Origin of the sequence: Clostridium sp. AM25-23AC, from assembly GCF_003435125.1 — a bacterium.
GTDB lineage: Bacteria > Bacillota > Clostridia > Lachnospirales > Lachnospiraceae > Pilosibacter > Pilosibacter fragilis.
Window position 1 is genome coordinate 55,032 of the sequence record NZ_QWGI01000003.1, and the last position, 22,775, is coordinate 77,806.

The 22,775-nt window shown below is 49.3% G+C and carries 17 protein-coding genes and 1 other RNA gene; 17 read left to right on the forward strand and 1 reads right to left on the reverse strand.

All coding sequences use genetic code 11. From position 1 onward, the window contains the following. Positions 1-260: 260 nt before the first annotated feature. The 10 genes from recQ to DW677_RS02680 all read left to right on the forward strand — a co-directional run bounded on the left by recQ (position 261) and on the right by DW677_RS02680 (position 12,608). The gene (gene recQ / locus DW677_RS02635) at positions 261-2,129 is read left to right on the forward strand and encodes a DNA helicase RecQ (protein ID WP_117566435.1); all 1,869 of its coding nucleotides are present in this window, start codon (positions 261-263) and stop codon (positions 2,127-2,129) included. 216 nt (positions 2,130-2,345) lie between these two features. Beyond that, entirely contained in the window at positions 2,346-3,383 is a 1,038-nt protein-coding gene (locus DW677_RS02640; RefSeq protein WP_117566436.1) for an ABC transporter substrate-binding protein, read from the forward strand. Between the two features lie 249 nt (positions 3,384-3,632). Continuing rightward, complete coding sequence (locus DW677_RS02645) at positions 3,633-4,562, forward strand: ABC transporter permease (protein WP_117469854.1); 930 nt, start codon at positions 3,633-3,635, stop codon at positions 4,560-4,562. Then, a complete protein-coding gene (locus DW677_RS02650) occupies positions 4,555-5,349 on the forward strand; it encodes an ABC transporter ATP-binding protein (protein WP_117566437.1) in 795 nt (264 codons plus the stop codon). The genes DW677_RS02645 and DW677_RS02650 overlap by 8 nt, the downstream gene beginning before the upstream one ends. Positions 5,350-5,688: 339 nt before the next feature. After that, complete coding sequence (ybaK, locus tag DW677_RS02655; RefSeq protein ID WP_021906009.1) at positions 5,689-6,189, forward strand: Cys-tRNA(Pro) deacylase; 501 nt, start codon at positions 5,689-5,691, stop codon at positions 6,187-6,189. Between the two features lie 301 nt (positions 6,190-6,490). Then, a complete protein-coding gene (locus DW677_RS02660) occupies positions 6,491-7,432 on the forward strand; it encodes a cell wall hydrolase (RefSeq protein ID WP_117469852.1) in 942 nt (313 codons plus the stop codon). A gap of 266 nt (positions 7,433-7,698) precedes the next feature. Beyond that, complete coding sequence (locus DW677_RS02665; RefSeq protein WP_242992098.1) at positions 7,699-8,364, forward strand: HAD family hydrolase; 666 nt, start codon at positions 7,699-7,701, stop codon at positions 8,362-8,364. Between the two features lie 195 nt (positions 8,365-8,559). Beyond that, positions 8,560-8,737, forward strand: a non-coding RNA gene (gene ssrS / locus DW677_RS02670) — 6S RNA. Between the two features lie 225 nt (positions 8,738-8,962). Continuing rightward, positions 8,963-10,273, forward strand: a complete 1,311-nt coding sequence (locus tag DW677_RS02675; RefSeq protein WP_117552191.1) for an AI-2E family transporter — start codon at positions 8,963-8,965, stop codon at positions 10,271-10,273. Between the two features lie 34 nt (positions 10,274-10,307). Next, entirely contained in the window at positions 10,308-12,608 is a 2,301-nt protein-coding gene (locus DW677_RS02680; protein ID WP_117566438.1) for a SpoIID/LytB domain-containing protein, read from the forward strand. A 227-nt stretch (positions 12,609-12,835) separates the two neighbouring features. Here the strand turns inward: DW677_RS02680 and DW677_RS02685 are convergent, their stop codons facing one another. Further along, positions 12,836-14,050, reverse strand: a complete 1,215-nt coding sequence (locus tag DW677_RS02685) for a 6-phosphofructokinase (protein WP_252196285.1) — start codon at positions 14,048-14,050, stop codon at positions 12,836-12,838. Positions 14,051-14,247: 197 nt separating this feature from the next. On the opposite strand from DW677_RS02685, the gene DW677_RS18220 reads away from it, so the two are divergent. The 7 genes from DW677_RS18220 (at position 14,248) to DW677_RS02720 (ending at position 22,764) form a co-directional block, all read left to right on the forward strand. Further along, positions 14,248-14,418, forward strand: coding sequence for a hypothetical protein (locus DW677_RS18220; RefSeq protein ID WP_158552983.1), 171 nt, complete (start codon positions 14,248-14,250; stop codon positions 14,416-14,418). Between the two features lie 22 nt (positions 14,419-14,440). After that, positions 14,441-16,411 carry an oleate hydratase gene (locus DW677_RS02690; RefSeq protein WP_117566439.1) on the forward strand — a complete coding sequence of 657 codons (1,971 nt, stop codon included), beginning with the start codon at positions 14,441-14,443 and terminating at the stop codon, positions 16,409-16,411. A 338-nt stretch (positions 16,412-16,749) separates the two neighbouring features. After that, a complete protein-coding gene (locus DW677_RS02695) occupies positions 16,750-18,393 on the forward strand; it encodes a DUF3298 and DUF4163 domain-containing protein (RefSeq protein WP_117566440.1) in 1,644 nt (547 codons plus the stop codon). A gap of 218 nt (positions 18,394-18,611) precedes the next feature. Next, the gene (gene fsa, locus DW677_RS02705; RefSeq protein WP_117552186.1) at positions 18,612-19,265 is read left to right on the forward strand and encodes a fructose-6-phosphate aldolase; all 654 of its coding nucleotides are present in this window, start codon (positions 18,612-18,614) and stop codon (positions 19,263-19,265) included. A 178-nt stretch (positions 19,266-19,443) separates the two neighbouring features. Further along, the gene (locus DW677_RS02710) at positions 19,444-20,346 is read left to right on the forward strand and encodes a YitT family protein (RefSeq protein ID WP_117566441.1); all 903 of its coding nucleotides are present in this window, start codon (positions 19,444-19,446) and stop codon (positions 20,344-20,346) included. Positions 20,347-20,521: 175 nt separating this feature from the next. Further along, complete coding sequence (locus DW677_RS02715) at positions 20,522-21,952, forward strand: carboxyl transferase domain-containing protein (RefSeq protein WP_242992099.1); 1,431 nt, start codon at positions 20,522-20,524, stop codon at positions 21,950-21,952. Between the two features lie 17 nt (positions 21,953-21,969). Beyond that, the gene (locus tag DW677_RS02720) at positions 21,970-22,764 is read left to right on the forward strand and encodes an OadG family transporter subunit (RefSeq protein WP_117566443.1); all 795 of its coding nucleotides are present in this window, start codon (positions 21,970-21,972) and stop codon (positions 22,762-22,764) included. The last annotated feature ends 11 nt before the right edge of the window (positions 22,765-22,775 follow it).

Genomic DNA, 22,775 nt, shown 5'->3' on the forward strand with positions numbered 1-22,775 from the left:
TGAACAGTAACGGGAAAATGAATGGGCACAGGGATGGAAAAGCGACATCTTTTATAAAAGTTTATGGACTGCGGGCTTGCACGGAGAGCAGGAGCGTGATATTATGGAACAACAATAAATTCTTGATTCTGAATGATCTGATATTCGATATGCTCTTAGCTGCGTTGCGGCATCGTTTTTCTTTATGTTCCATTTGAATAATGCTTCAATAGCAGACTTTGCTCGATACTTTATCAGATTTGGAAAGGTATTATGCTTTTATGGATAAATATGAGGTATTAAAACAGTATTTCGGCTATGACGCTTTCCGGGACGGACAGGAAAAGATGATCGACGCGATCACCTCCGGCAGGGACGTACTTGGAATCATGCCGACGGGTGCGGGAAAGTCGCTCTGTTACCAGATCCCGGCGCTGATGGCGGGGGAGAACGGGGGAATTACGCTTGTGATCTCACCGTTAATTTCCTTAATGAAGGACCAGGTCAGCGCGCTGAACCAGGCGGGAGTCCATGCGGCCTATTTAAACAGTTCCCTGACGCCAGGGCAGTATTATAAAGCGCTGGGATATGCCCGCGAGGGTCGATATCCGATCATCTACGTCGCGCCGGAGCGCCTTCTGACACCGGAATTTCTCGATTTTGCCGTCCACGCGAAGATCGCTATGGTGGCGGTGGACGAGGCCCATTGTGTCTCCCAGTGGGGGCAGGATTTCAGGCCCGGTTACCTAAAAATAGAAGAATTTTTGTGTACACTCCCGAAACGTCCGGTAGTCAGCGCCTTCACGGCAACGGCGACGGCGGAGGTTCGGGATGATATTATCGATCTCCTGAAACTCCAGGATCCGGTGGTGACGACAACAGGATTCGACCGTCCAAACCTCTATTTCGAGGTCCAGAGCCCGAAGGACAAGTATGCGGCGGTAAAGACATATATCGAAGAACACGCCGGTCAGTGCGGCATCGTTTACTGCCTGACGAGAAAACTCGTGGAGGAGGTGACGGAGAAGCTGATGAAGGACGGCTTTTCCGTGACGAGATACCACGCGGGACTGTCCGACAGCGAGAGAAAACAGAATCAGGAGGATTTCATCTTCGACCGGGCGCAGATCATGGTGGCGACCAATGCCTTCGGCATGGGAATTGACAAGTCGAACGTCCGCTTTGTGATCCACTACAATATGCCGAAGAACATGGAGAGCTATTATCAGGAAGCCGGCCGCGCGGGGCGTGACGGGGAACCGGCGGACTGCCTGCTGCTCTACGGCGGCCGAGATGTGGTGACAAACCAGATGTTTATCGACAACAACCGGGATAATGAGGAGCTTGACGATGTGACGAGAGCGATCGTTGCGGAGAGAGACCGGGATCGCTTGAAAAAGATGACGTTCTACTGCTTTACGAACGACTGCCTGAGAGAGTATATCCTGCGGTATTTCGGGGAGTATGGAAGCGGATACTGCGGGAACTGCTCGAACTGCAAGACACAGTTTGAGGAGATGGATGTGACGGAGATTGCGAAGGCTATCGTGGGCTGCGTCGCAGAGTGCCGGGAGCGGTATGGAACCACGGTGATCCTGGATACTGTCCACGGGGCAGCGACGGTGAAGATCCGAAACTACCACATGGATGAGAATTCCCATTACGGAGAGTCATCGAAGGTTCCTACATACAGACTGCGCCAGATCTTAAATTTCCTCCAGGTGAAAGAATATCTTGTGGTGACCTCCGACGAGTACACCATCGTAAAACTCGGAAAGAACGCGGCGGCCCTCTTAAACAGTGATGATGAGAAAGTCACGATGAAGCTCCCGAAGGAGCAGGAGAGAGTGAAGACTGGAAAGACTTCCGGTGCGAAGAAGACAAAGATGACGGCCGGAAGCGAGAACTTCACGGAGGAGGAGACGACGCTTTTCGACCTCTTAAAGGAACTTCGCAGGGAGATCGCAAAGGAAGAAAAAGTCCCGCCTTACATCGTATTCTCCGACAAGACGCTGGTACATATGTGCCTTATAAAACCGAAAAATAAGGGGGAAATGCTGAAGGTTTCCGGCGTTGGAGAGTTTAAGTTTGAGAAGTACGGGGAGAGGTTCCTGGATAAAATCAGGGACTCTTTGAGTGGGGAATTATAAATTTAAAAGCGCAGAAAGTTTCGAAATATCGAAATTTATGCGCTTTTTGCATAGATAAAAATAGGAAATCGACTTGACGAATCACAGAAACGGGTGTATGATAATGACAGTTTCACTCACACGCGTTAAAGCGTAACGCAACAACGCATTTAAGAACGGGATTCCGCATGAAGGAAAGGATTCCGAAAAGAGAAAAATTGAGGGGAGATCGATATTATGAAAAAAGTAACAGCACTTGCAATGGCAGCCGTCGTTGCGGCTTCTGCACTGACGGGCTGTGGATCCAGTTCCACAGCGGAGACAACAGCAGCAGCCACAGAGGCAAAAACAGAAGCTGCGGCAGCAGCTTCCACTGAGGCGGCAAAAGAGGACGGCAAGACTTATAACGTAGGTATCTGCCAGTTAGTCCAGCATCCGGCACTTGACGCGGCGACAGAAGGCTTTGAGGCTGCATTAAAAGATAAACTCGGTGACAATGTTAAATTTGATCTTCAGAACGCATCCGGCGATTCCGCAACATGCGCAACGATCATCAACCAGTTCGTTTCCAACGACGTAGATCTGATCCTTGCAAACGCGACTGCAGCTCTTCAGGCCGCAGCGGCAGGAACCAGCGAGATCCCGATCCTCGGAACTTCCATCACAGACTATGCGACTGCTCTTGACATCGATAACTGGACCGGTACGACAGGTCTTAACATTTCCGGAACCTCCGATCTCGCACCGCTTGACCAGCAGGCTGCGATGCTCAACGAGCTGTTCCCGGACGCAAAGAATGTCGGCTTATTATACTGCTCCGCAGAGCCGAACTCCAAATATCAGGCAACAACCGTAAAAGGATATCTGGAGGAGCTTGGATATACCTGTAAGGAATACACCTTCGCAGACTCCAACGATATCGCTTCCGTAACAACAACAGCAGCAGGAGAGAACGATGTTCTCTATGTTCCGACTGACAATACGGCTGCTTCCAATGCAGAGATCATAAACAATATCTGCCTTCCGGCGAAAGTTCCGGTAATTGCAGGTGAAGAAGGAATCTGCTCCGGATGCGGCGTTGCAACTCTTTCCATCGACTACTACGATATCGGATACAAAGCCGGTGAGATGGGCGCAGAGATCCTGATGGACGGCAAGGACGTAAAGGAAATGCCGATCGAGTTTGCACCGGAGGTAACAAAGAAATACAATAAGGCAAACTGTGAGGCACTTGGAATCACGGTTCCGGATGACTACGTTGTGATCGAAGAATAATAACGACTTGAACGCAGATAAGCATTCCCCCGCTTCAAGTGCGCGGAGCACTAAGCGGTGGGTGAGTGGGATGCTTATGTCAGTGGGAGTTGAAAGCTCCCACTGACAGATCGCGAAGCGACTGCGTTCATGAGCAAGTAGCGAAGCGGATTGCGAATGTCCGCTTTACATTATGAGGACATCAGGGTGGCAAACAGCAAAAAATTTTGTCACCCTGTTTGTTATCATTAGCCATAGGAGGAAAGAAACGTGAATTTTGCAACATTGTTTAATGCATTGCCGGGTGCCTGTGCACAGGGACTCATCTGGGGCATCATGGCGATCGGCGTTTATATTACATATAAGATCCTTGATCTTGCGGACCTTACCGTGGACGGAACCATGTGTACGGGTGGTGCTGTCTGCATCATTTTCATGTTAAACGGGCATTCCGTAGGGGTATCCCTGTTTGCAGCCTTTATCGCGGGAATGATCGCGGGTCTGGTGACCGGAATCTTTCACACGGCGATGGGGATCCCGGCGATCCTCGCGGGAATCCTGACTCAGCTTGGTCTCTACTCCATCAACCTTCGCATTATGGGTGGTAAGGCAAATCAGGCCATCAGCGTGGATAAGTATGATCTTTTAGTGTCTCTCCGTTATGTAAAGGGAGTCGCTTTTTATAAGAACACGATCTTCGTGACAGCATTAATCATTGTGATCCTGATCGGAGTCCTCTACTGGTTCTTCGGAACGGAGATCGGATGTTCCATCCGTGCCACAGGCTCCAATCAGAACATGTCACGTGCCCAGGGTATCAATACCGATTTCACAAAGATCTTAGGTCTTATGATCTCCAACGGGATCGTTGCCTTTGCGAGCGGCTTATATGCCCAGTATCAGGGCTTTGCAGATGTCAACGCAGGCCGCGGTGCCATCGTGATCGGTCTTGCAGCCGTTATCATCGGGGAGGTCGTTTTCGGAAAGATCAGCCAGAACTTCGGCTTCAAGCTGTTCTCCGTTGCCTTCGGCGCGATCATTTACTATCTGGTCCTTCAGGTCGTACTCTGGATGGGATTAAATTCCAACGATTTAAAACTCCTGTCAGCTCTTGTCGTTGCGGTATTCCTTGCGATCCCGTACATGAAAGGCAAATATTTCTCTAAACCGGTAAAAAGAGGAGGTGCACCTCGTGCTTGATCTTCACAGTATTTATAAAACCTTCAACGCGGGAACCGTCAATGAAAAGACTGCGTTAAACGGATTAAATCTTCATTTAAACGAAGGCGATTTTGTCACCGTCATCGGTGGAAACGGAGCTGGAAAATCTACCATGTTAAATGCGGTCGCAGGAACGTGGTTTGTGGATGAGGGAAAAATCACCATCGATGATATCGACGTGACAAAGCTCCCGGAGCACAAGCGTGCGAAGTATCTCGGACGTGTATTCCAGGATCCGATGACAGGAACGGCTGCCACCATGCAGATCGAGGAGAACATGGCATTAGCAGCAAGAAGAGGAATGACACGTTCTCTGAAGGCCGGAATCACCGCAAAAGAGCGTGAGTTCTACAGGGGGCAGTTAAAGATCTTAGGCCTTGGTCTTGAGGACCGCCTCACATCAAAAGTCGGACTTCTCTCCGGCGGACAGAGACAGGCGCTGACCCTTCTCATGGCAACCTTAAAGAAGCCGAGACTTCTCCTTTTAGACGAGCACACGGCAGCCCTCGACCCGAAGACGGCAGCGAAGGTTCTTGAGACAACCGATACGATCGTAAACAGTGAGCATCTGACAACACTCATGATCACTCACAACATGCGCGATGCGATCGCCCACGGGAACCGTCTGATCATGATGAACGCAGGCCACGTGATCTATGATGTGGCCGGAGAGGAGAAGAAACACCTGACAGTCCAGGATCTTCTTGCGAAGTTTGAGGAAGCTGCAGGCGGCGAACTTGCGAACGACCGTATGATCCTGTCGTAGGGGCCATATATATAGAAGAAACAGGTCGAAAAGTAGATAAACGGCAGCGGATATCTGTAAGCAGATTACAGAGTTTGCTGCCGTTTTTTGTGTAATAGGAAATTCCGAGGAATTCTCTATTACATAAAAGGCACTCATGTGCCAATGATGCGCACTCGCGCGAAGATGTAGATTGTCGCAAGCGACCGCGCGAGGCGCGAAAATGTGCCAAGGCACATTCTTTATTATTGCTTTTTTGCGTATTCCGTTGTATAAATGATGTGCAGCCTAAAAGGATTAAATACCGGACTGCGGGCAGATGCGGCGCAGGGAAAAGGCTGTGTTCAGGAGGAAATATTTATGAGCAGATCTGCAAAAAATGATAAAACAAAGACAAATGTGATGCGGCTTTTAGATGCCGCGAAAATCCCTTACGAGGCGAAGGAGTACCCGGTGGATGAGAACGATCTCTCCGGAAGCCATGCGGCGGACATGCTGGGTGTGGATCATGGAAGCGTGTTTAAGACCCTTGTACTGAAGGGAGAACGCACCGGATTTCTCGTCTGCTGTATTCCTGTGGACGGTGAAGTAGATTTAAAAAAGGCGGCGAAAGCGGCGGGAGATAAGAAGGTGGAGATGCTTCCGATGAAGGATCTTTTAGCCACAACGGGGTACATCCGCGGTGGCTGTTCTCCTATCGGAATGAAGAAAAAGTTCCCGACTTTTATTGATGAGGCGGCGTTAAAATACGAAACGATCGCTGTCAGCGCGGGCCAGAGGGGATTCCAGGTACTGCTTTCCCCGCAGACTCTCGCGGACTATGTGGGAGCAAAACTGCTGGATTTGCAGCAAAATGGTTAACATAAATGAAAAAGTTATCGGAAACCACCTGAAAGTGGGGAATCAATATTTAACAAAATTGTAACATTTGCAATATTTTATACTTGCCAATACCACCAAAAATTTAGGTTTTATGCCGATAATATTTGGAAAAGATATTAATAAAATGTAACAATCATTAAAAAACGGGCTGTAAAATGTAACAAAGTTGGCCATGGCTTATTGACATTTGCCCTCTCATTCTCCTATAATCACAGACACCGGCCGGAAAACGGTCGGAATGAACAACCGGCGACAGGACGGAGAAAGAGGGTATTCAAAAATGAATCCATGGAACTCATTTCTTCAGACAGTCTTTCAGTTTGTGAAATCACTCTTCACCGGTGTGACAAAGAAGATGCACCGGAATGCGGCAATTCTCACGATGGGCGCAACACTGATTGCAGTGATTCCATTTACAGCGGTGGACTTCCAGGGCGGAGGCAAAAACGCGATCGTAGCGTTTGCAGAGACGCAGGGAGGTTCGGATGAAGACAGTCTGGAGGAGACAGAAGATACTGCTCTTCCGGAAACAGACGGAAATGTTTTAGAGGATGAGACGACGGCGGATGAAGCATCATCCGCGGAGACGGAAGCAGATATCGAGAGAGAAACTGAAAATACAGAGACGAATGATAAGAACAGCGCCGAGGACGCAGGAGCTTCGGAAAAAGCAGACGAGAGCAATGGGGCTCAGGATGAGTCTGCGGGGCCGGAAGTGGAAACTGCGGGAAACGCAGAGACCGGAGCTGTGCAGGTTGAGGCGGAAGCAGAAGGCTCACCTGTGACAGAGGTACAGGCGGAAGCGGAAGAGACTGCGGCGGAGGAGCCTGCAAGGGAAGTTTTCACCGGCTACTCTGACAGCGACTACGATGTTCTTCTACGGATCGTGCAGGCGGAAGCTGGAAACTGTGACATGGAAGGCCGTGTCATGGTGGCGAACGTGATCTTAAACCGTGTGGAGAATGACTCATTCCCGAACACGATCACGAAAGTTGTCTACCAGAAACACCAGTTTTCACCGGTGTCCAACGGCTCCATCAAGAGATGCAGGGTCACAGCCGAGACGGTGGAGGCCGTAGGGCGGGCGCTCTCAGGTGAAGATCTGACGGACGGTGCCCTGTATTTTATGAACCGGCATGCGTCATCAAAAAAGAACGCCAGCTGGTTTGACAGACATCTGGAATTCCTGTTTAAACATGGAAATCACGAGTTTTTCCGGTAAACTCCGGGTCAGATAAAAAGGATAAGGGAAAGGCGGCATGTGCCAGAACCGTAAAAAAGCGGTTCTGGTGGGTGCCGCTTTTTTGCAGCTGCAGATCTGAAATAGAATACAGGTGATATATTCTGTCGGTTTGAAAACGAAAAGTCGATAGCCATGGAAAATAGTGGAGGTTGGCGGAAGGGCAGTACAGGATTTTATAATTGACATTTAAATGGGGGCATGGGATAATAAAACTCATGAAATTGGAAATACGTGAAAGAGGAAAAATGATGAAGTTAAAAAGAGTATTTTTTGATCTTGACGGCACACTGACGGATTCCATGCCAGGGATCACGAGGGGTGTTCAGTATGCGCTGAAACATTACGGCATCCATGTGGATGACCTTTCGGTCTTGAAACCGTTTGTGGGACCGCCGCTCTTCGACAGCTTTAAGAGATATTATAATTTTTCAGATAAGGACGCAAATGATGCGATCTATGTGTTCCGGGAATACTACGATGTGAAAGGCTGGATGGATAATGCGCCGTTCGATGGCGTGGAAGATATGTTAAAGACCTTAAAGGAGGCTGGCCTCGAACTCTATGTGGCAACATCGAAGCCGGAGGAGACCGCAAAGAAAGTCCTGGAATATTTCCAACTGACAGAGTATTTTAAATTTATCGGCGGCGCGTCCATGGATGAAGCGCGTGTGAATAAGGACGATGTGATCCGCTATGTCCTGGAAGAAAACTGCATCAGCGAGGAGGAGAAGCCTTCCGTGATCATGGTGGGTGACCGGGAACATGATGTATACGGTGCGAAGAAAACGGGACTTTCCGTGATCGGCGTGCTTTACGGATATGGAAGCCGTGAAGAACTCCAGAGCGCCGGGACAGATTACCTCTGTGAGACACCGGAGGAGACAGCAAAGCTCTTAAAAGGTATGATGTAAAAAAAGATCAGCCGATATTTGGGATGCTTTGTCTGTGTTAAAGACAAGACAGACAGTACAGCAGGGATCGAAGATCCGGTTTACAGCTATGTCGGGAGTTGTAATTATGAGTCGCAGAAAAATACATGACACCAGGAAATGGAACTTGAAAAATGATCCGTGATGCGCTATAATAGTTCTCAGTTAAAGGGAATGTGATTCCTGGGATGTTCGACACTCCTGTCTATTTTGAACCTACATTTTGACATACGGGATTCCTATATTTTTGAACGGATGTCAGGCCTCCAAAGAGTGGAAGGCAGATGTTTAAGTGCGGATGCCCACCTAGCATTGCTAGGCGTCAATTATTCAGGAAACGGCATTTTGGGATTGCGAAAGATAAAAAAGCAGCGAGAGATCGCTGCTTCTTTTCATATAGTGGGATATAACATGGCGTTATTTTACATGGATGAACGACGCATGATTTCCGCGCATGACGGGGGTTTAGATTTCGCAAATGCTCTTTTCTAAACATGGGAAGTATGATATTATGGGTGCAAACAGGTTTCGATACATATGATATGAATGGAAGAAACAACTGCAAAGGAGAAACTTTTTTATGAAAAATGAACGGTTCGAACGATACATTTACATGGGGGTGACGGCAATCCTGGTACTGATCGCAGCGGTGTTTGTCGTCTTTCTGTTTCTGGAGAGGAATGCAGTGTTTGCCTTTCTGGGAAAAGTGCGGTTTGTCCTGGCACCGGTGATCTACGGCGCTGTACTTGCTTTTTTAATGTCTCCGGTCTATAACTGGTGCTACAATACAGTCGTGTATGTGCACGATGACGACAAGAAAAAAGAGGACGAGGAAAAGAAGATCGCGCCAAAGAAACGGTTCAAGAGTGAATCCTTCGGCAATTTCCTTGGAAAAGCCGTTGGAACAGTGATAAGCCTTGCGTTTCTGATCGTGGTGGTCGTAAGCCTTTCCAGCATGATCATCCCGCAGCTCTATTCCAGTATCGTGGGGATCATCAACATGATGCCGGTTTATTTCCAGAACGTGTATGACTGGCTGACGGAATTCTTCGTGAACAACCCGCCGGTGGAGCAGGCAATCTTAAATATTTACGAGCAGTCAGCCCAGTATTTTCAGAGCTGGATGGAGACGGACTTAATGTCGAATCTCTCCAATTTCCAGAACTTCCAGAATATTGAGAAGATTGTCGGCGGCGTATCCAGCGGAGTCATGAATGTGATCACGCTGACAAAAAACATGCTGATCGGATTGATCGTTATGATCTATCTGTTAAATATCAAGGAATCCCTATCAGCGCAGGGAAAAAAATTTATTTATTCCGTTCTTCCACTGAAAGCGGCCAATATCGTTGTGGCTGAATTCCAGTTTATTAAAAAAGCGTTTTCCGGCTTTATTATCGGAAAACTGATCGATTCCCTGATCATCGGAATTCTCTGCTTTATCCTGATGCATCTGTTTAAGCTGCCGTATGAGCTGCTGATCAGCGTGATCATCGGAGTGACGAATGTGATACCGTTCTTCGGACCATTTATTGGAGCAGCTCCGTGCGCGATCCTCGTATTCCTCATCAGTCCGAAACAGTGTCTGTACTTTATCGGGCTGATCCTTGTGCTTCAGCAGTTTGACGGAAATATTTTAGGACCGAAGATCCTGGGAAATTCCACAGGTGTTTCCAGCTTTGGTGTACTGTTTTCGATCCTGCTGTTCGGCGGATTGTGCGGATTTGTGGGAATGATCATTGCGGTTCCGTTGATGGCAGTCATCATTCATATTTATAATCAGATTCAGGAATATCTCCTTTCAAAGAAGAGTCTGAGCATAAAAGAAGAGGACTATGTAAATCTGAAGCGGATCGACGAACAGAACGGCGAGTATAAAAAAACACGGTGACGAACAGTAGCTGGTTCTGGTCGGGAAAGGAATTATGAACGAGAGAAGGAAACTGATAAACTGGATGGCGGGAGTCACGACGTTCATCGTGGTTCTGCTGATCGTGATCGTACTTCTGGACAGGGAAGAGGATGGAGTCTCCCTGGCAGCGGCATCCCGGACGGTGGCACTGACACTGGAGTCGGGGGATGGAATTCTTGAAAATGCGCCGGAGACGTCGAATTTTGATGAAGATCTATCGGACCAGTGGTATGTGAAATATATGGACTACCTCTATGGTCAGGGATATCTTGACAGCGGATCGGTCAAAGCGGACGAGCGGAGCGCTACGTCCGCAGTTACATACGCGGTTCTTTCAGACTGGGCAAAAAAGGCATCGGAAGAGGGAAAAGGGGAAACAGATGCGCTCCTTTCTTATGTGGATTCCGGTGACCGGGCGAAAAAGGCGGTCTCCAGTGAGAATTTCTGGAAGTTCTATGACGCGTTCCGCGCGGCGGTGGATCCGGACAGAGCTGTGGCCGAGGTGGAGACGGACCTTTACGGAACACCGGACAATGTGGATGGTGCGCCTGCATGGACAGCCTACACGAGGGACGGTATTTTTCAGTTTGAGGGACTTTACCTCGACGGATATATTGATCAGAAGATCCGGTTTCTGGCGAGAGACGATGAGATCTTAAAGGTGGAGGAGATGGTCTCGGACGAGATCGTCTACGAGAATGCCTGGATCTCGGGATTCTCCGGAAAGACAGTGACGGTCTTTATCGGAAATATCCAGAGGGAATTTCCGGTAAAGGGAGTTTTAAAGGATGAGAGCGAGATCTCCGGTCAGATCGGAGATCTGTACTTAAAGGGCGGAACCCCAAAACGACTGGTGCTGAAGAAAGAGAAGATCACCGGAACGGTCCTTGCGGTCCGCGACACAGAGATTGAGATCGACGGCTACGGCAGCGTGCCGCTGGCGGATCAGTTTAAGATCTATCGGACCTACGGTGTTCTCAGGGAACAGCAGAAGAAGGATATTCTCGTCGGCTACCACATGCAGGAATTTGTGGTGGCGGATGGAAAGATCTGTGCGGCCCTGACGACGGAGAAACCGGATATCGACATGATCCGCGTGCTTATCATGACGAACGGATTTAAGTCACTGTTCCATGATACGATCACACTTTCCTGCGACTCCATGGCAGTGTTGGAGTACGGAGATGAGAAGGATGCAAAGACGGAGTCCATCGCAGCAGGGGAGACGGTGACGATAAAACCGGGAGATTCAAGGGTCGCAAGTGGGCGTCTCACATTCCGTTCCGCAAATGAAGGCGGAATGATCACGGTACACAGTCTGGAGCGCGCTCAGGGAATGCCCGTCTATCCGGGACATATGGAGATCACGGAGGAGAGCGACGGCCTGCTTCTCTTAAACGAGGTGGATCTCGAGGAATATTTAAAGCGGGTGACACCGAGCGAGATGCCGCCGACTTATGAGCTGGAGGCGCTGAAGGCCCAGGCGGTCTGTGCGAGAACCTACGCATGGAGGCAGATTCAGGGCAATGCCTACTCGACCTACGGTGCCCATGTGGATGACAGCACGAATTTCCAGGTGTACAACAACACGCTGACCTTCGATTCCACGGATACCGCTGTGAATGAGACCTTTGGTCAGCTTCTGGAATACAACGGGGATCCCATCGAGGCGTTCTATTACTCCACATCTGACGGGCATGGAACCGACGGAAGTGTGTGGGGAGCGGATGCGTCCAACACGCCGTACCTCAGGGCAGTCACGATCAACAACAAGGCGAAGAAGCTGGATCTGACATCCAACGAGGCCTTTGAGAGCTTTATCAAGGACGAGAACACAGATGCCTACGACTCTGACTTCCCGATGTTCCGTTGGAACACGAAGACCACCAGCACGATCCTGGACGAAAAGATCGGCGGGGGCGGCAGGATCACGGGACTTACGATCACATCCAGGGGAGCGGGTGGATACGCGAAGACCCTGAAGGTCGTTGGAACGGAAGGTTCCAAGACATTTTCCGGGCAGAGCAGGATCCGCAGCATTCTCGGAAATGTATCACTTGTATACAACAGGAAAGACGGTTCCACATCTACGGGATGGGATACACTTCCCAGCGGTTTCATCTATATCGAGAACAACGGAACCGATGAAAATCAGGTGACGACCTTCACAATCTACGGAGGCGGCTTCGGACACGGTGTCGGCATGAGCCAGAACGGTGCCCAGGGCATGGCAAAGCAGGGAAAGACCTGCCAGGAGATTTTAAAGTTCTTCTATGACGGGTGCGGGCTGATGGATATCAGTGAAGTGAATTAATGGAATATGAAAAATAAACAGCTCTGTGCAGCAGTTAAATGGAAAAGTGGATTTCGTTTGGCAGCGGTGCAGGGCTGTTTCGATCTTGAATAAGTCTGGGACAGGAAGTGGGAGAGTTCTTACCAAGGAAAGAAAAGGAAAAAGCCCGTGGAAGCATGTTTTCACGGGCTTTTGCTTTTGTTGAAGAGTTTTGTTAAAATTCGCGGTTATGGGTGATAATACCAAACTTACTTTCTGTACAGGTATTTCGGCACCCCGTTCTCCATCACGCGCTTCGGCTCGCCCTGGATCAGCGGGAGAGCGTAAGCTGAGAAGTCATCGGTGATATCGTTTCCTGCCGCGTTGATCCATTCCTTTGGGAATTTCTTTTCCTGATTGCAGATGAGGCTTACATCCTCCGGTGTGCAGTGCATCTTGTACGGCATGTCGGAGTCACGCTTGAAGGCGATCATCTTCTTTGTCTCCCCGGCGAGAACTGCCTTCACACCGGCAGCGCCTGCCATGGCAGCTTCCTCGATATCCGTCTCAGATACCATCATGCCGCTGCAGCGCTGGTTGACATTTAACTCGATGGAGCGGACTTTCACGCCGAACTTGTCGCGGACAAAGCTTTCCAAGACCTCACCGCAGCCGGTGAGCATCTTGTGACCGAAGGAATCGAGCTTCGCTGCGTCGGAGTACTCGCAGACAAAGGTGCCGCCCTCATCGGCAATTCCCTCGGAGACGCAGACAACGAGGTTCGGGGATTTCTTGAATGCAGCGTCCAGGTCATTATAGAACTGCTCTAAGGAGAACGGAGTCTCCGGGAGGTAGATAAGGCATGGGTTGTCGCCCTCATATTTTCTTGCAAGCCTGGAAGCAGCGGTGAGCCATCCTGCGTGGCGTCCCATGATCTCGACGATGGTGACGGATCTCTGCTGATAGACGGAGGCGTCGAGGACGATCTCGCGGACGGTGGAGGCAACATACTTTGCGGCGCTTCCGAAGCCCGGTGTGTGGTCGGTGAGGACAAGATCGTTGTCGATGGTCTTCGGGATTCCGATGAATTTCACATCGCTTCCAATCTTCTCCGCATAGCGGGAGAGCTTGTCCACGGTATCCATGGAGTCGTTTCCGCCCACATAGAGGAAGTATCCGATGTTCATCTCACGGAAGTTATCGAAGATCGCAGGGTAAACTTCACTGTCTAAATCTGCCGGAAGTTTATAACGGCAGGAACCAAGGTATGCGGCCGGAGTGAGCTTTAAGAGCTCAAGTTCCTTGTCAGAGAGGTCCGTGGAAAGGTCCATCACATGGTCAGCGAGGAATCCCTCGATTCCGTTGATCATTCCGAGAACATGCCCGTCCGCGCCGGATTCCCTGAATGCTTTTACCGCACCATAAAGGCTCGCGTTGATGACGGCGGTAGGTCCGCCGGACTGTCCGATTACAAGATTTTTCATGATTTCTGTATTCTCCAATCTGAATGTATTCCGTAAGCTTATTATAAAAAAATGTGTATGGAAAATCAATGATGAATGTATAAAAACGGAAAAACGGGCAATCCTATGACCAGTACAAAAGAAAAAGATTAATACTTATCCTCCCCTTTTTAGTACCCTGTTCGCTGCCCCTATAGAGACAGCGGGCGGGGTACTTTTTGAATGAAAATCAGAAAAAAGGAGAAGATAAAAGGCGGGAAGCGCAGAAAAAACTTTTGCGTTCAAAATATTTGAATGGAAAGCTTGACAAAGCCCGTGGAAAGGATTACTATCAAAAGCAGCAATATAGTTATGAAAACTACATGATACGGAATGTAGAAATGAAATAAACAGGAAAGGAAACCAGAAACGATGAGCAAAAAAGGATGGAAAGCCGGAGCAGTTCTGGCGGCCGGAGCTGGAATCACAGCGGTACTCGCGGCGAAGAAGCGCGGAAACATGGAAATGGATAAGATGAAAAAGACTTCCCATGGAAGCAGATACGATTACCGCAACACAGAACTCGGAAAACATGATAAGAACAGCAAGGGAATCTACTACACAAACGGAAACTACGAAGCGTTCGCCCGCCCGGAGAAGCCGGCGGGAATCGAGGAGAAGTCCGCGTACCTTGTGGGAAGCGGTCTCGCATCCCTGGCAGCGGCATGCTTTCTCGTCCGCGATGCCCAGATGCCGGGAAAGAACATCCACATCTTAGAGGCCATGGATATCGCCGGAGGTGCCTGCGACGGAATCGATGATCCGACAAGAGGATATGTGATGCGCGGCGGCCGCGAAATGGAGGATCATTTCGAGTGCCTCTGGGATCTGTTCCACAGCATCCCGTCCCTGGAGGTTCCAGGCGCGTCCGTTCTCGATGAGTATTACTGGTTAAACAAGCATGACCCGAACTATTCTCTCTGTCGTGCCACAGAGCGCCGCGGCGAGGATGCCCATACGGACGGAAAGTTTGGTCTGAGCCAGAAGGGCAGTATGGAGATCATGAAGCTCTTCTTCACGAAGGATGAGGATCTCTATGACAAAACCATCGAGGATGTGTTCGATGATGAGGTATTCGGCTCCCAATTCTGGCTTTACTGGAGAACCATGTTCGCCTTTGAAAACTGGCACAGCGCCCTGGAGATGAAGCGGTACTTCCAGAGATTTATCCACCATATCGGCGGCCTTCCGGACTTCTCCGCTCTGAAATTCACCCGCTACAACCAGTACGAATCCCTGATTCTGCCGATGCAGAAATACCTGGAGGCGGCAGGCGTGGAGTTTCGGTTCGGCACAGAGGTCACAAACGTCCGCTTTGAGATCACGGACGGAAAGAAGACGGCCCGCGCTATCGAGTGCCGCACGAAGACCGGGGACACGGAGATCCCGCTGACGGAAAAGGACCTTGTGTTTATCACAAACGGAAGCTGTACAGAAGGCACGATCTACGGTGACCAGAACCATGCGCCGGTGGGTGACGCGGAAGTGAGAAGCAGCGGCTGCTGGAGCCTCTGGAAGAAAATTGCAGCACAGGATCCGTCCTTCGGTCATCCGGAAAAATTCTGCTCCGATATCAAGAAGACGAACTGGGAGTCTGCGACGGTCACCACCGCAAATGAAGAGATCATCGACCAGATCAAGAAAATCTGCAAGCGCGACCCGAGGACAGGCAAAGTTGTTACCGGCGGTATCGTGAGCTGCCGCGATTCCAAGTGGCTTTTGAGCTGGACCATCAACCGCCAGGGACAGTTCAAGAATCAGAAGAAGGATGAGGTGTGTGTATGGGTATACAGCCTGTTCACCGATGTCCCGGGCGACTATGTGAAGAAACCCATGAAGGAGTGTACCGGTAAGGAGATCACCGCCGAGTGGCTGTATCATCTCGGAATCCCGGTGGAGGACATCGGGAGACTGGCAGGAGAAGAGTGCAACTGCACGCCGACCATGATGCCATATATCACAGCGTTCTTTATGCCGAGAGCTGCCGGAGACCGCCCGGATGTGATTCCGGACGGTTCTGTAAATGCAGCTTTCCTTGGACAGTTTGCGGAGACTCCGAGAGATACGATCTTTACCACAGAGTATTCTGTCCGTACCGCCATGGAGGCAGTATACGGACTCTGTGGAGTGGACCGCGGTGTGCCGGAGGTATGGGGCAGTGTCTATGATGTGAGAGAGCTCTTAGACAGCACGGTGAAGCTCATGGACGGAAAGTCCCCGCTTGAGATGAAGCTTCCGATGCCGTTTGAAATGTTGAAAAAGCCGCTGCTCAGAAAGATCGATAAGACGATCGTTGGAAAACTTCTGCGTGATCACGATGTTTTGAAGGATTGGATGCTGTAGAGACGCGGCGCGCAGATAAAATAGATATATGAGAATATGATGAAAATGCCGGAAATGGGGAACTGCCTGTTTCCGGTATTTTTATGCCCAAATATGCCGAAATTTTTTGCAAGAGGGGGAGATCCGCTGTACGTTCTGTTTTCTTCCGCTTTGTTTTAAGAATTCGTAAGGGAAAAGAAATGGATTCCCCGGAGCATGTGCGATAAGATAAGGCTATAAAAAGGAATAATCCTGATACAGGAAAATTTCGGCTGCAAAGGGAAACAGAATGTGAATGCTGCATGTCATCGGCAAATAAAATCGAATGGTTATAAAAATTGATAAAGGGAGGAAACAGTATGAGAAAATATGGTCTATATCTCCTGATCGCAATGAGTCTCATGACCGGCTGTCAGAAAAAAGATATAGTGACGGTGGATACAGCGGCGGAGACGACACAGGAGAGCGGTGAGACTGGATCCACAGCGGAACGTGAGCCGGAGAGTGCGGTGGAGAGCATATCGGGCACTGATCAAAATGGGAATACGGGCGCGGATGCCCAGACGGACCGCTTCACCCTGATCCCTATCGCGGTAAGCGGGGAATATGACGGGGAATGGGATGACACAGACCAGACTCCAATCATCACATCGCGCTGCGACAAGGTCTATGTACAGGGGGACGGATATGATGCGCTGAAGCAGTCGCTCATTTTCCTGAATAAAAACCTGGTCAGCCAGAATAAAGAGGAGTATGTCTCCTATAAAAAAGAAGCTGAGGATATGCGGAACAATTACCCGGACAGGAAGCAGTCATATGTCTGCAATTATGAATTTAATCCGGTCCGCTTCGACCATACGGTCGTCAGTATGTACTGGCTGAAATATTATGATCTGGGAGGCGCGCATCCAAGCTCTGTGACGGAATACCACAATTTCGATACGCAGACAGGAAAAGAGCTGGAACTTTGCGATGTAGTAAAAGATCTTCCGGGATTCCGGAAATATGTGGAGGAGGAGCTTTCTGACCAGAAGGAGGAGAAGGAATTATTCGAAGATTATGAAATGACTGTGGACAGTCTGTTTGCGGGGACGGATGGATATGGGCCACTGGGATGGTGCATCACAAAAACAGGTGTGTGCATTCATTTTGATCAGTATGTTATCGCCTCATATGCGGCAGGAGCTGTTGAAGTGGAGGTTCCGTTTGCCGGAAATGAAGCGATGTTCCAGACAGACTATATAGGGAAAGCTTCAGAAGGCTGGGCAGAAAAGATCAGTCCATGGGAGACTGTGACGTATGAGCACGAGGAAAACGATACTTCTGTGAGTTATCATTTTGATGATGCCGCAGACGGGTATGACGCGAGAAATATCACGATCGAGCGGGAACAGGGTGGAAAGAAGAAAGAATTCACGATGGAACTCTATGGACAGCCCCAGTACGGCTGGATCGTCATGACAGATGACGGGCACCCATATCTCTACACGGAGATCCAGAGTGAGAATGACTGGAGGACCATGGAAGTCTTTGACCTGAAGGGAGAAGAGATCTGCCATGTTGGTACATCGAATGACAGTCCTCATGGCGCCCTGTTAAATGATCCGGATGGATTTTACCTTACCCGCAGAGTGGATGCCCTGGGAACATATGACGCTTACCGGAAATTCCATGTGGGTGAGAGCGGGATGCCGGTGGCAGAGAATGATGTGTATACAAAAGTCAATGTCTGCGATTCAAAGGAGGATGAGGCGGCGCTGGTATCCACGAGGGAGCTTCCGGTGACAGTCTTCGACGCGGATGGCAGCGGGAAAGAGGAAAAGCTTCCTGCCGGAACAAAGTATTATGTCCGGGCAACGGATCTGGAAAGTTTTGTGGACATGGAGCTTTCCGATGGACGCAGATGCCGTCTGGCGGTGGGAAAGTCGGATAAAGGCTGGGGATTCGAGATCGACGGGGTGTATGAAGAGGATTGTTTTGAATTTATCCCGTATGCCGGATAAAAAGGATGTCTCCTGGTGGATTTCCACACCAAACGCGCTCACCTGCTGTGATCTGCATCTGTTCACGAACACGCATTCGGGAATGGACAGAATCCGGGAAAAACGTCGAAATGCATTGACAAAACATGTCCTCATGTTAAAATGGACTTATATGACGGTTTGTAGCTGCGAAAATACCGGGCAGTTACGATTATTAGAAAAAACAGGAGGGGGAACCAATGAAGTTTTTCATTGATACAGCCAATGTGGATGAGATCCGCAAAGCAAATGACATGGGAGTGATCTGTGGAGTTACAACAAATCCGTCACTGATCGCAAAAGAAGGAAAAGATTATGTTGAGACTTTAAAAGAGATCGCTTCTATCGTAGACGGACCGATCAGCGGTGAGGTAAAGGCGACAACAACTGACGCGGAGGGAATGATCGCAGAGGGACGTGAGATCGCGAAGATCCATTCGAATATGGTCGTAAAGATCCCGATGACGGTGGAAGGCTTAAAGGCGACAAAAGTGCTTTCTTCCGAAGGCATCAAGGTGAATGTGACCCTGATCTTCTCCGCCAACCAGGCACTTCTTGCAGCCAGAGCAGGCGCAGCTTATGTGTCCCCGTTCGTAGGACGTCTCGATGATATCTCCCAGCCGGGTATCGATCTCATCGACACTGTTGCAGAGATCTTCGCTCTCCATGATATCGAGACAGAGATCATCGCGGCAAGCGTACGACACACCATGCATGTAACAGAGTGCGCACTCGCAGGTGCCGATATCGCGACGGTTCCGTACAAAGTAATCGAGCAGATGACACATCACCCGTTAACTGACCAGGGAATTGAGAAATTCCGTAAAGACTATGAAGCAGTTTTCGGCAAATAAGGAAAATTCATGAGGACGCCTTCGGGCGTCCTTTTTTTGCGCGCTTTTCTGTGATAAAGAGGTAGTGAAAAGAATAGAAAACGTGGAAAATTGCAAAGGAAAAAATTAAATAATATAAAATATATAAACAATACAAACAACAATAAACAGAATATAAAGAGAAAGGAAACAAAAATAAATGGAAACATCAGAAACAAAACAGAACAGGGCAGCATCTGCCGTTATCCAGACTGCGGTTATCCTGTTCGGTCTCACGGTCTACGCTGCGGGAGTCGTCCTCTTCATTCTGCCGTTGGACATGATCGCCGCGGGAACCACAGGACTTGGCCTTATGGCACAGCATTTCTTCGGGATCCCTCTTTCTGGCTTCGTGGCAGTCTTCAATATTATCATGTTCGGTCTCGGCTGGCTGGAGCTGGGAAAAAAATTTGCGGCAACAACCCTGCTTGCGACATTTTATTACCCGTTCATCCTTGACCGCCTGACCGCCCTGGCGGGAGACTTCGTATTCACAACGGATCCCATGCTCTGTGCCATCTTTGCTGGGATCATGATCGGATTCGCTCTGGGGTTCGTGATCCGCTCCGGTGCCTCCACCGGCGGCATGGACATCCCTCCGCTTGTCCTGCAGAAACGCTTTAAGGTTCCGGTATCTGTGTCCATGTACGTTTTCGATGTGGCGATCCTCTTATCCCAGCTTTTGTTCCGCGACCGGGAAAAGATCCTCTACGGGATTATCATGGTCATGGTCTACACCGTGATCTTGGACAAGATGCTCATGATGGGCAAAAAGCAGGTACAGGCGAAGATCATCAGCGAGAAATACGAGGAGATCAATATCGCAGTGCAGGAACAGCTTGACCGTGGAACCACATTATTCCAGATCGAGGGCGGGCACTTAAGAAAGACGTCCATGGCCGTCGTCACCGTAGTTTCCGGCAGGGAACTTCAGAAATTAAACCGCATCGTGATGGACATCGATCCGGAAGCATTCATGGTGGTTCACCAGGTCGGAGAAGTCCGCGGGCGGGGCTTTACTGAGATGAAACGTCATCTGGAAGCAGAAGGTTTAAAAAATTAACTGCATCACGAGACAGGCATTAGAAAAAAAGTTTCTTAAATTTTTCTGACGAAAAGGGATAAAAATGTTGCTAAGGCGGGGAAAAACTCCTTGAATTTTGCATCAAATCCGTTTATTATTACACTAGGCAGAAATTTGATTTTCGTCAATTTAAGGAATAATGGAGGACAGCAAAATGACAAAAACGTCGGCAATCAACAGAATTCATGAATTGCTTGATGACAACAGCTTTGTTGAGGTTGGTGCTTATATTACTGCCAGAAGCACTGATTACAACATGCAGTCTCAGGAAACCCCTGCAGATGGTGTTGTTACCGGTTATGGTACTATCAATGGCGCTCTCGTCTATGTGTACAGCCAGGACGCGTCCGTAATGGGCGGATCCATCGGCGAAATGCACGCAAAGAAGATCGAGAAGCTCTATAGTATGGCCATGAAAATGGGCGCACCCATTGTTGCCCTGGTAGACTGTGCAGGATTCAGACTCCAGGAAAGCATGGATGCCCTGGACGGCTTCGGCAAACTTTATGTCTGCCAGGCAATGGCATCCGGTGTGATCCCGCAGATCCAGGCTGTGTTTGGAAACTGCGGCGGCGGAATGGCTGTGGCATCTGAAATGGCTGATTTCACATTTATGGAACAGGACGCAAAAATGTTTGTGAATGCTCCGTTTGTAATCGCTGAGAACGATGCTGATAATTCCAGCGCTGAGTATCAGGCAAAAGAGACAGGAAACGTATGCGCGACTGGCTCCGAGAAAGAAATTTTCACAGAGATCAGAAACCTTGTTTCCATCCTTCCGGCTAACAACGAGGATGACATGTCTTACAGCGAATGTGAGGATGACTTAAACAGAATCTGCACAGATATCGAGAACTGCGCAGGCGATACATCCATCGCACTGTCCATGATCTCTGATGACAGCTTCTACATGGAAATGAAGAAGGACTACGCACCGGAGATGGTAACGGCATTTATCCGCTTAAACGGAGCTACCGTTGGCTGTGTTGCAAATCGCAGCGAAGTTTATACAGACGGCGAGAAGACTGCTACTTATGACGCAGCCCTTACCGCAGCAGGATGTGAGAAAGCAGCAGCATTTGTAAACTTCTGCAACGCTTTCGAGATCCCGGTACTTACACTCGTCAATGTAGATGGTTACAAGAACTGCAAATGCAACGAGAAGAAGATCGCGAAGGCGGCAGCACGCCTGACCTACGCATTCGCAAACGCTGACGTTCCGAAGGTAACTGTCGTTGTCGGCAAGGCAAACGGAACAGCAGGTCTTACCATGAACAGCAAGTCCATCGGTTCTGACATTGTATACGCATGGAAGAACGCGAAGATCGGTGTCATGGAAGCAGCACCGGCTGTGAAGATCATGTATGCTGACGAGATCACAAAGGCTGACAATGCGGCAGCCCTGATCAATGAAAAAGCAGCACAGTATAATGAGATGCAGGCAAGCGCACTTGCGGCAGCAAAGAGAGGATATGTAGACGATATCATCGAGGCTTCCGAGACAAGACAGCGTGTAGCTGCTGCATTTGAGATGCTGTTCACAAAAAGAGAGGATCGTCCGTCCAAAAAGCACGGAACGATCTAATATGAGGTGGCTGAAATATGAAACAGAGAATTAGAAGAATCTGGCTTGCACTCTGCATGGCAGTTTGCCTCTTCGCGCTTGCAGGATGCTCTGCAGCCGTTGACACCGCTGAAACGATCGATCCGCAGATCGAAATGGCGATGCAGTCCGGCTCCCAGCAGTACCTGGATCTGTTCAACCAGATGGATGACGCTTCCATCGAACAGGCCCTTGCAACAAGCGTAAAGAACAAAGATACTGTTATGGAGAATGCGTTAAAATCCTGGGATTCCATTAAGGATGACCTTGGCGCGTTCGTTTCCAGCGAGACAGCAGTCGTTACAAAAGGTGATGACGGCTATATCGCAAGAATGAACACCGTTTACGAGAAGAGAGCGATGGAATTCACTCTGATCGCGGACGAAGATCTCAGCAAAGTTGAGACAATTTCCTTCTCCCCGGTTTACACAACAGGCGAGAAGATGGCGAAAGCCGGAATGAATACCTTAATGGGTATGGGCGTTGTATTCGCAGTCCTGATCTTCATCAGCTGGCTGATCAGCATGTTCAAATACATCAGCGTATTTGAGGCGAAGATGAAAGCAAAGAAAAATGCGGCAGCGGCAGCACCTGTGGCAGCACCGGCAGCTCCGGCCCCTGCAGCAGCACCGGCTCCGACAGCAGCTCCGGCTGAGGAGGAGAACCTTACCGATGATACAGAACTCGTTTCCGTGATCACAGCAGCAATCGCAGCTTATGAGGGAAAAGAGACTGTTGACAACGGACTTGTAGTCCGCTCCATCAAACGTGTTTCTAACAGAAACTGGAATTAATATTATCAGGA

Bases quoted from the DNA above. Each gene is read 5' to 3' on its own strand.
- recQ (WP_117566435.1), top strand. From the start codon at position 261: ATGGATAAATATGAGGTATTAAAACAGTATTTCGGCTATGACGCTTTC.
- DW677_RS02640 (WP_117566436.1), top strand. From the start codon at position 2,346: ATGAAAAAAGTAACAGCACTTGCAATGGCAGCCGTCGTTGCGGCTTCT.
- ybaK (WP_021906009.1), top strand. From the start codon at position 5,689: ATGAGCAGATCTGCAAAAAATGATAAAACAAAGACAAATGTGATGCGG.
- DW677_RS02660 (WP_117469852.1), top strand. From the start codon at position 6,491: ATGAATCCATGGAACTCATTTCTTCAGACAGTCTTTCAGTTTGTGAAA.
- DW677_RS02665 (WP_242992098.1), top strand. From the start codon at position 7,699: ATGATGAAGTTAAAAAGAGTATTTTTTGATCTTGACGGCACACTGACG.
- DW677_RS02675 (WP_117552191.1), top strand. From the start codon at position 8,963: ATGAAAAATGAACGGTTCGAACGATACATTTACATGGGGGTGACGGCA.
- DW677_RS02680 (WP_117566438.1), top strand. From the start codon at position 10,308: ATGAACGAGAGAAGGAAACTGATAAACTGGATGGCGGGAGTCACGACG.
- DW677_RS02685 (WP_252196285.1), bottom strand. From the start codon at position 14,050: ATGAAAAATCTTGTAATCGGACAGTCCGGCGGACCTACCGCCGTCATC.
- DW677_RS02690 (WP_117566439.1), top strand. From the start codon at position 14,441: ATGAGCAAAAAAGGATGGAAAGCCGGAGCAGTTCTGGCGGCCGGAGCT.
- DW677_RS02695 (WP_117566440.1), top strand. From the start codon at position 16,750: ATGAGAAAATATGGTCTATATCTCCTGATCGCAATGAGTCTCATGACC.
- fsa (WP_117552186.1), top strand. From the start codon at position 18,612: ATGAAGTTTTTCATTGATACAGCCAATGTGGATGAGATCCGCAAAGCA.
- DW677_RS02710 (WP_117566441.1), top strand. From the start codon at position 19,444: ATGGAAACATCAGAAACAAAACAGAACAGGGCAGCATCTGCCGTTATC.
- DW677_RS02715 (WP_242992099.1), top strand. From the start codon at position 20,522: ATGACAAAAACGTCGGCAATCAACAGAATTCATGAATTGCTTGATGAC.
- DW677_RS02720 (WP_117566443.1), top strand. From the start codon at position 21,970: ATGAAACAGAGAATTAGAAGAATCTGGCTTGCACTCTGCATGGCAGTT.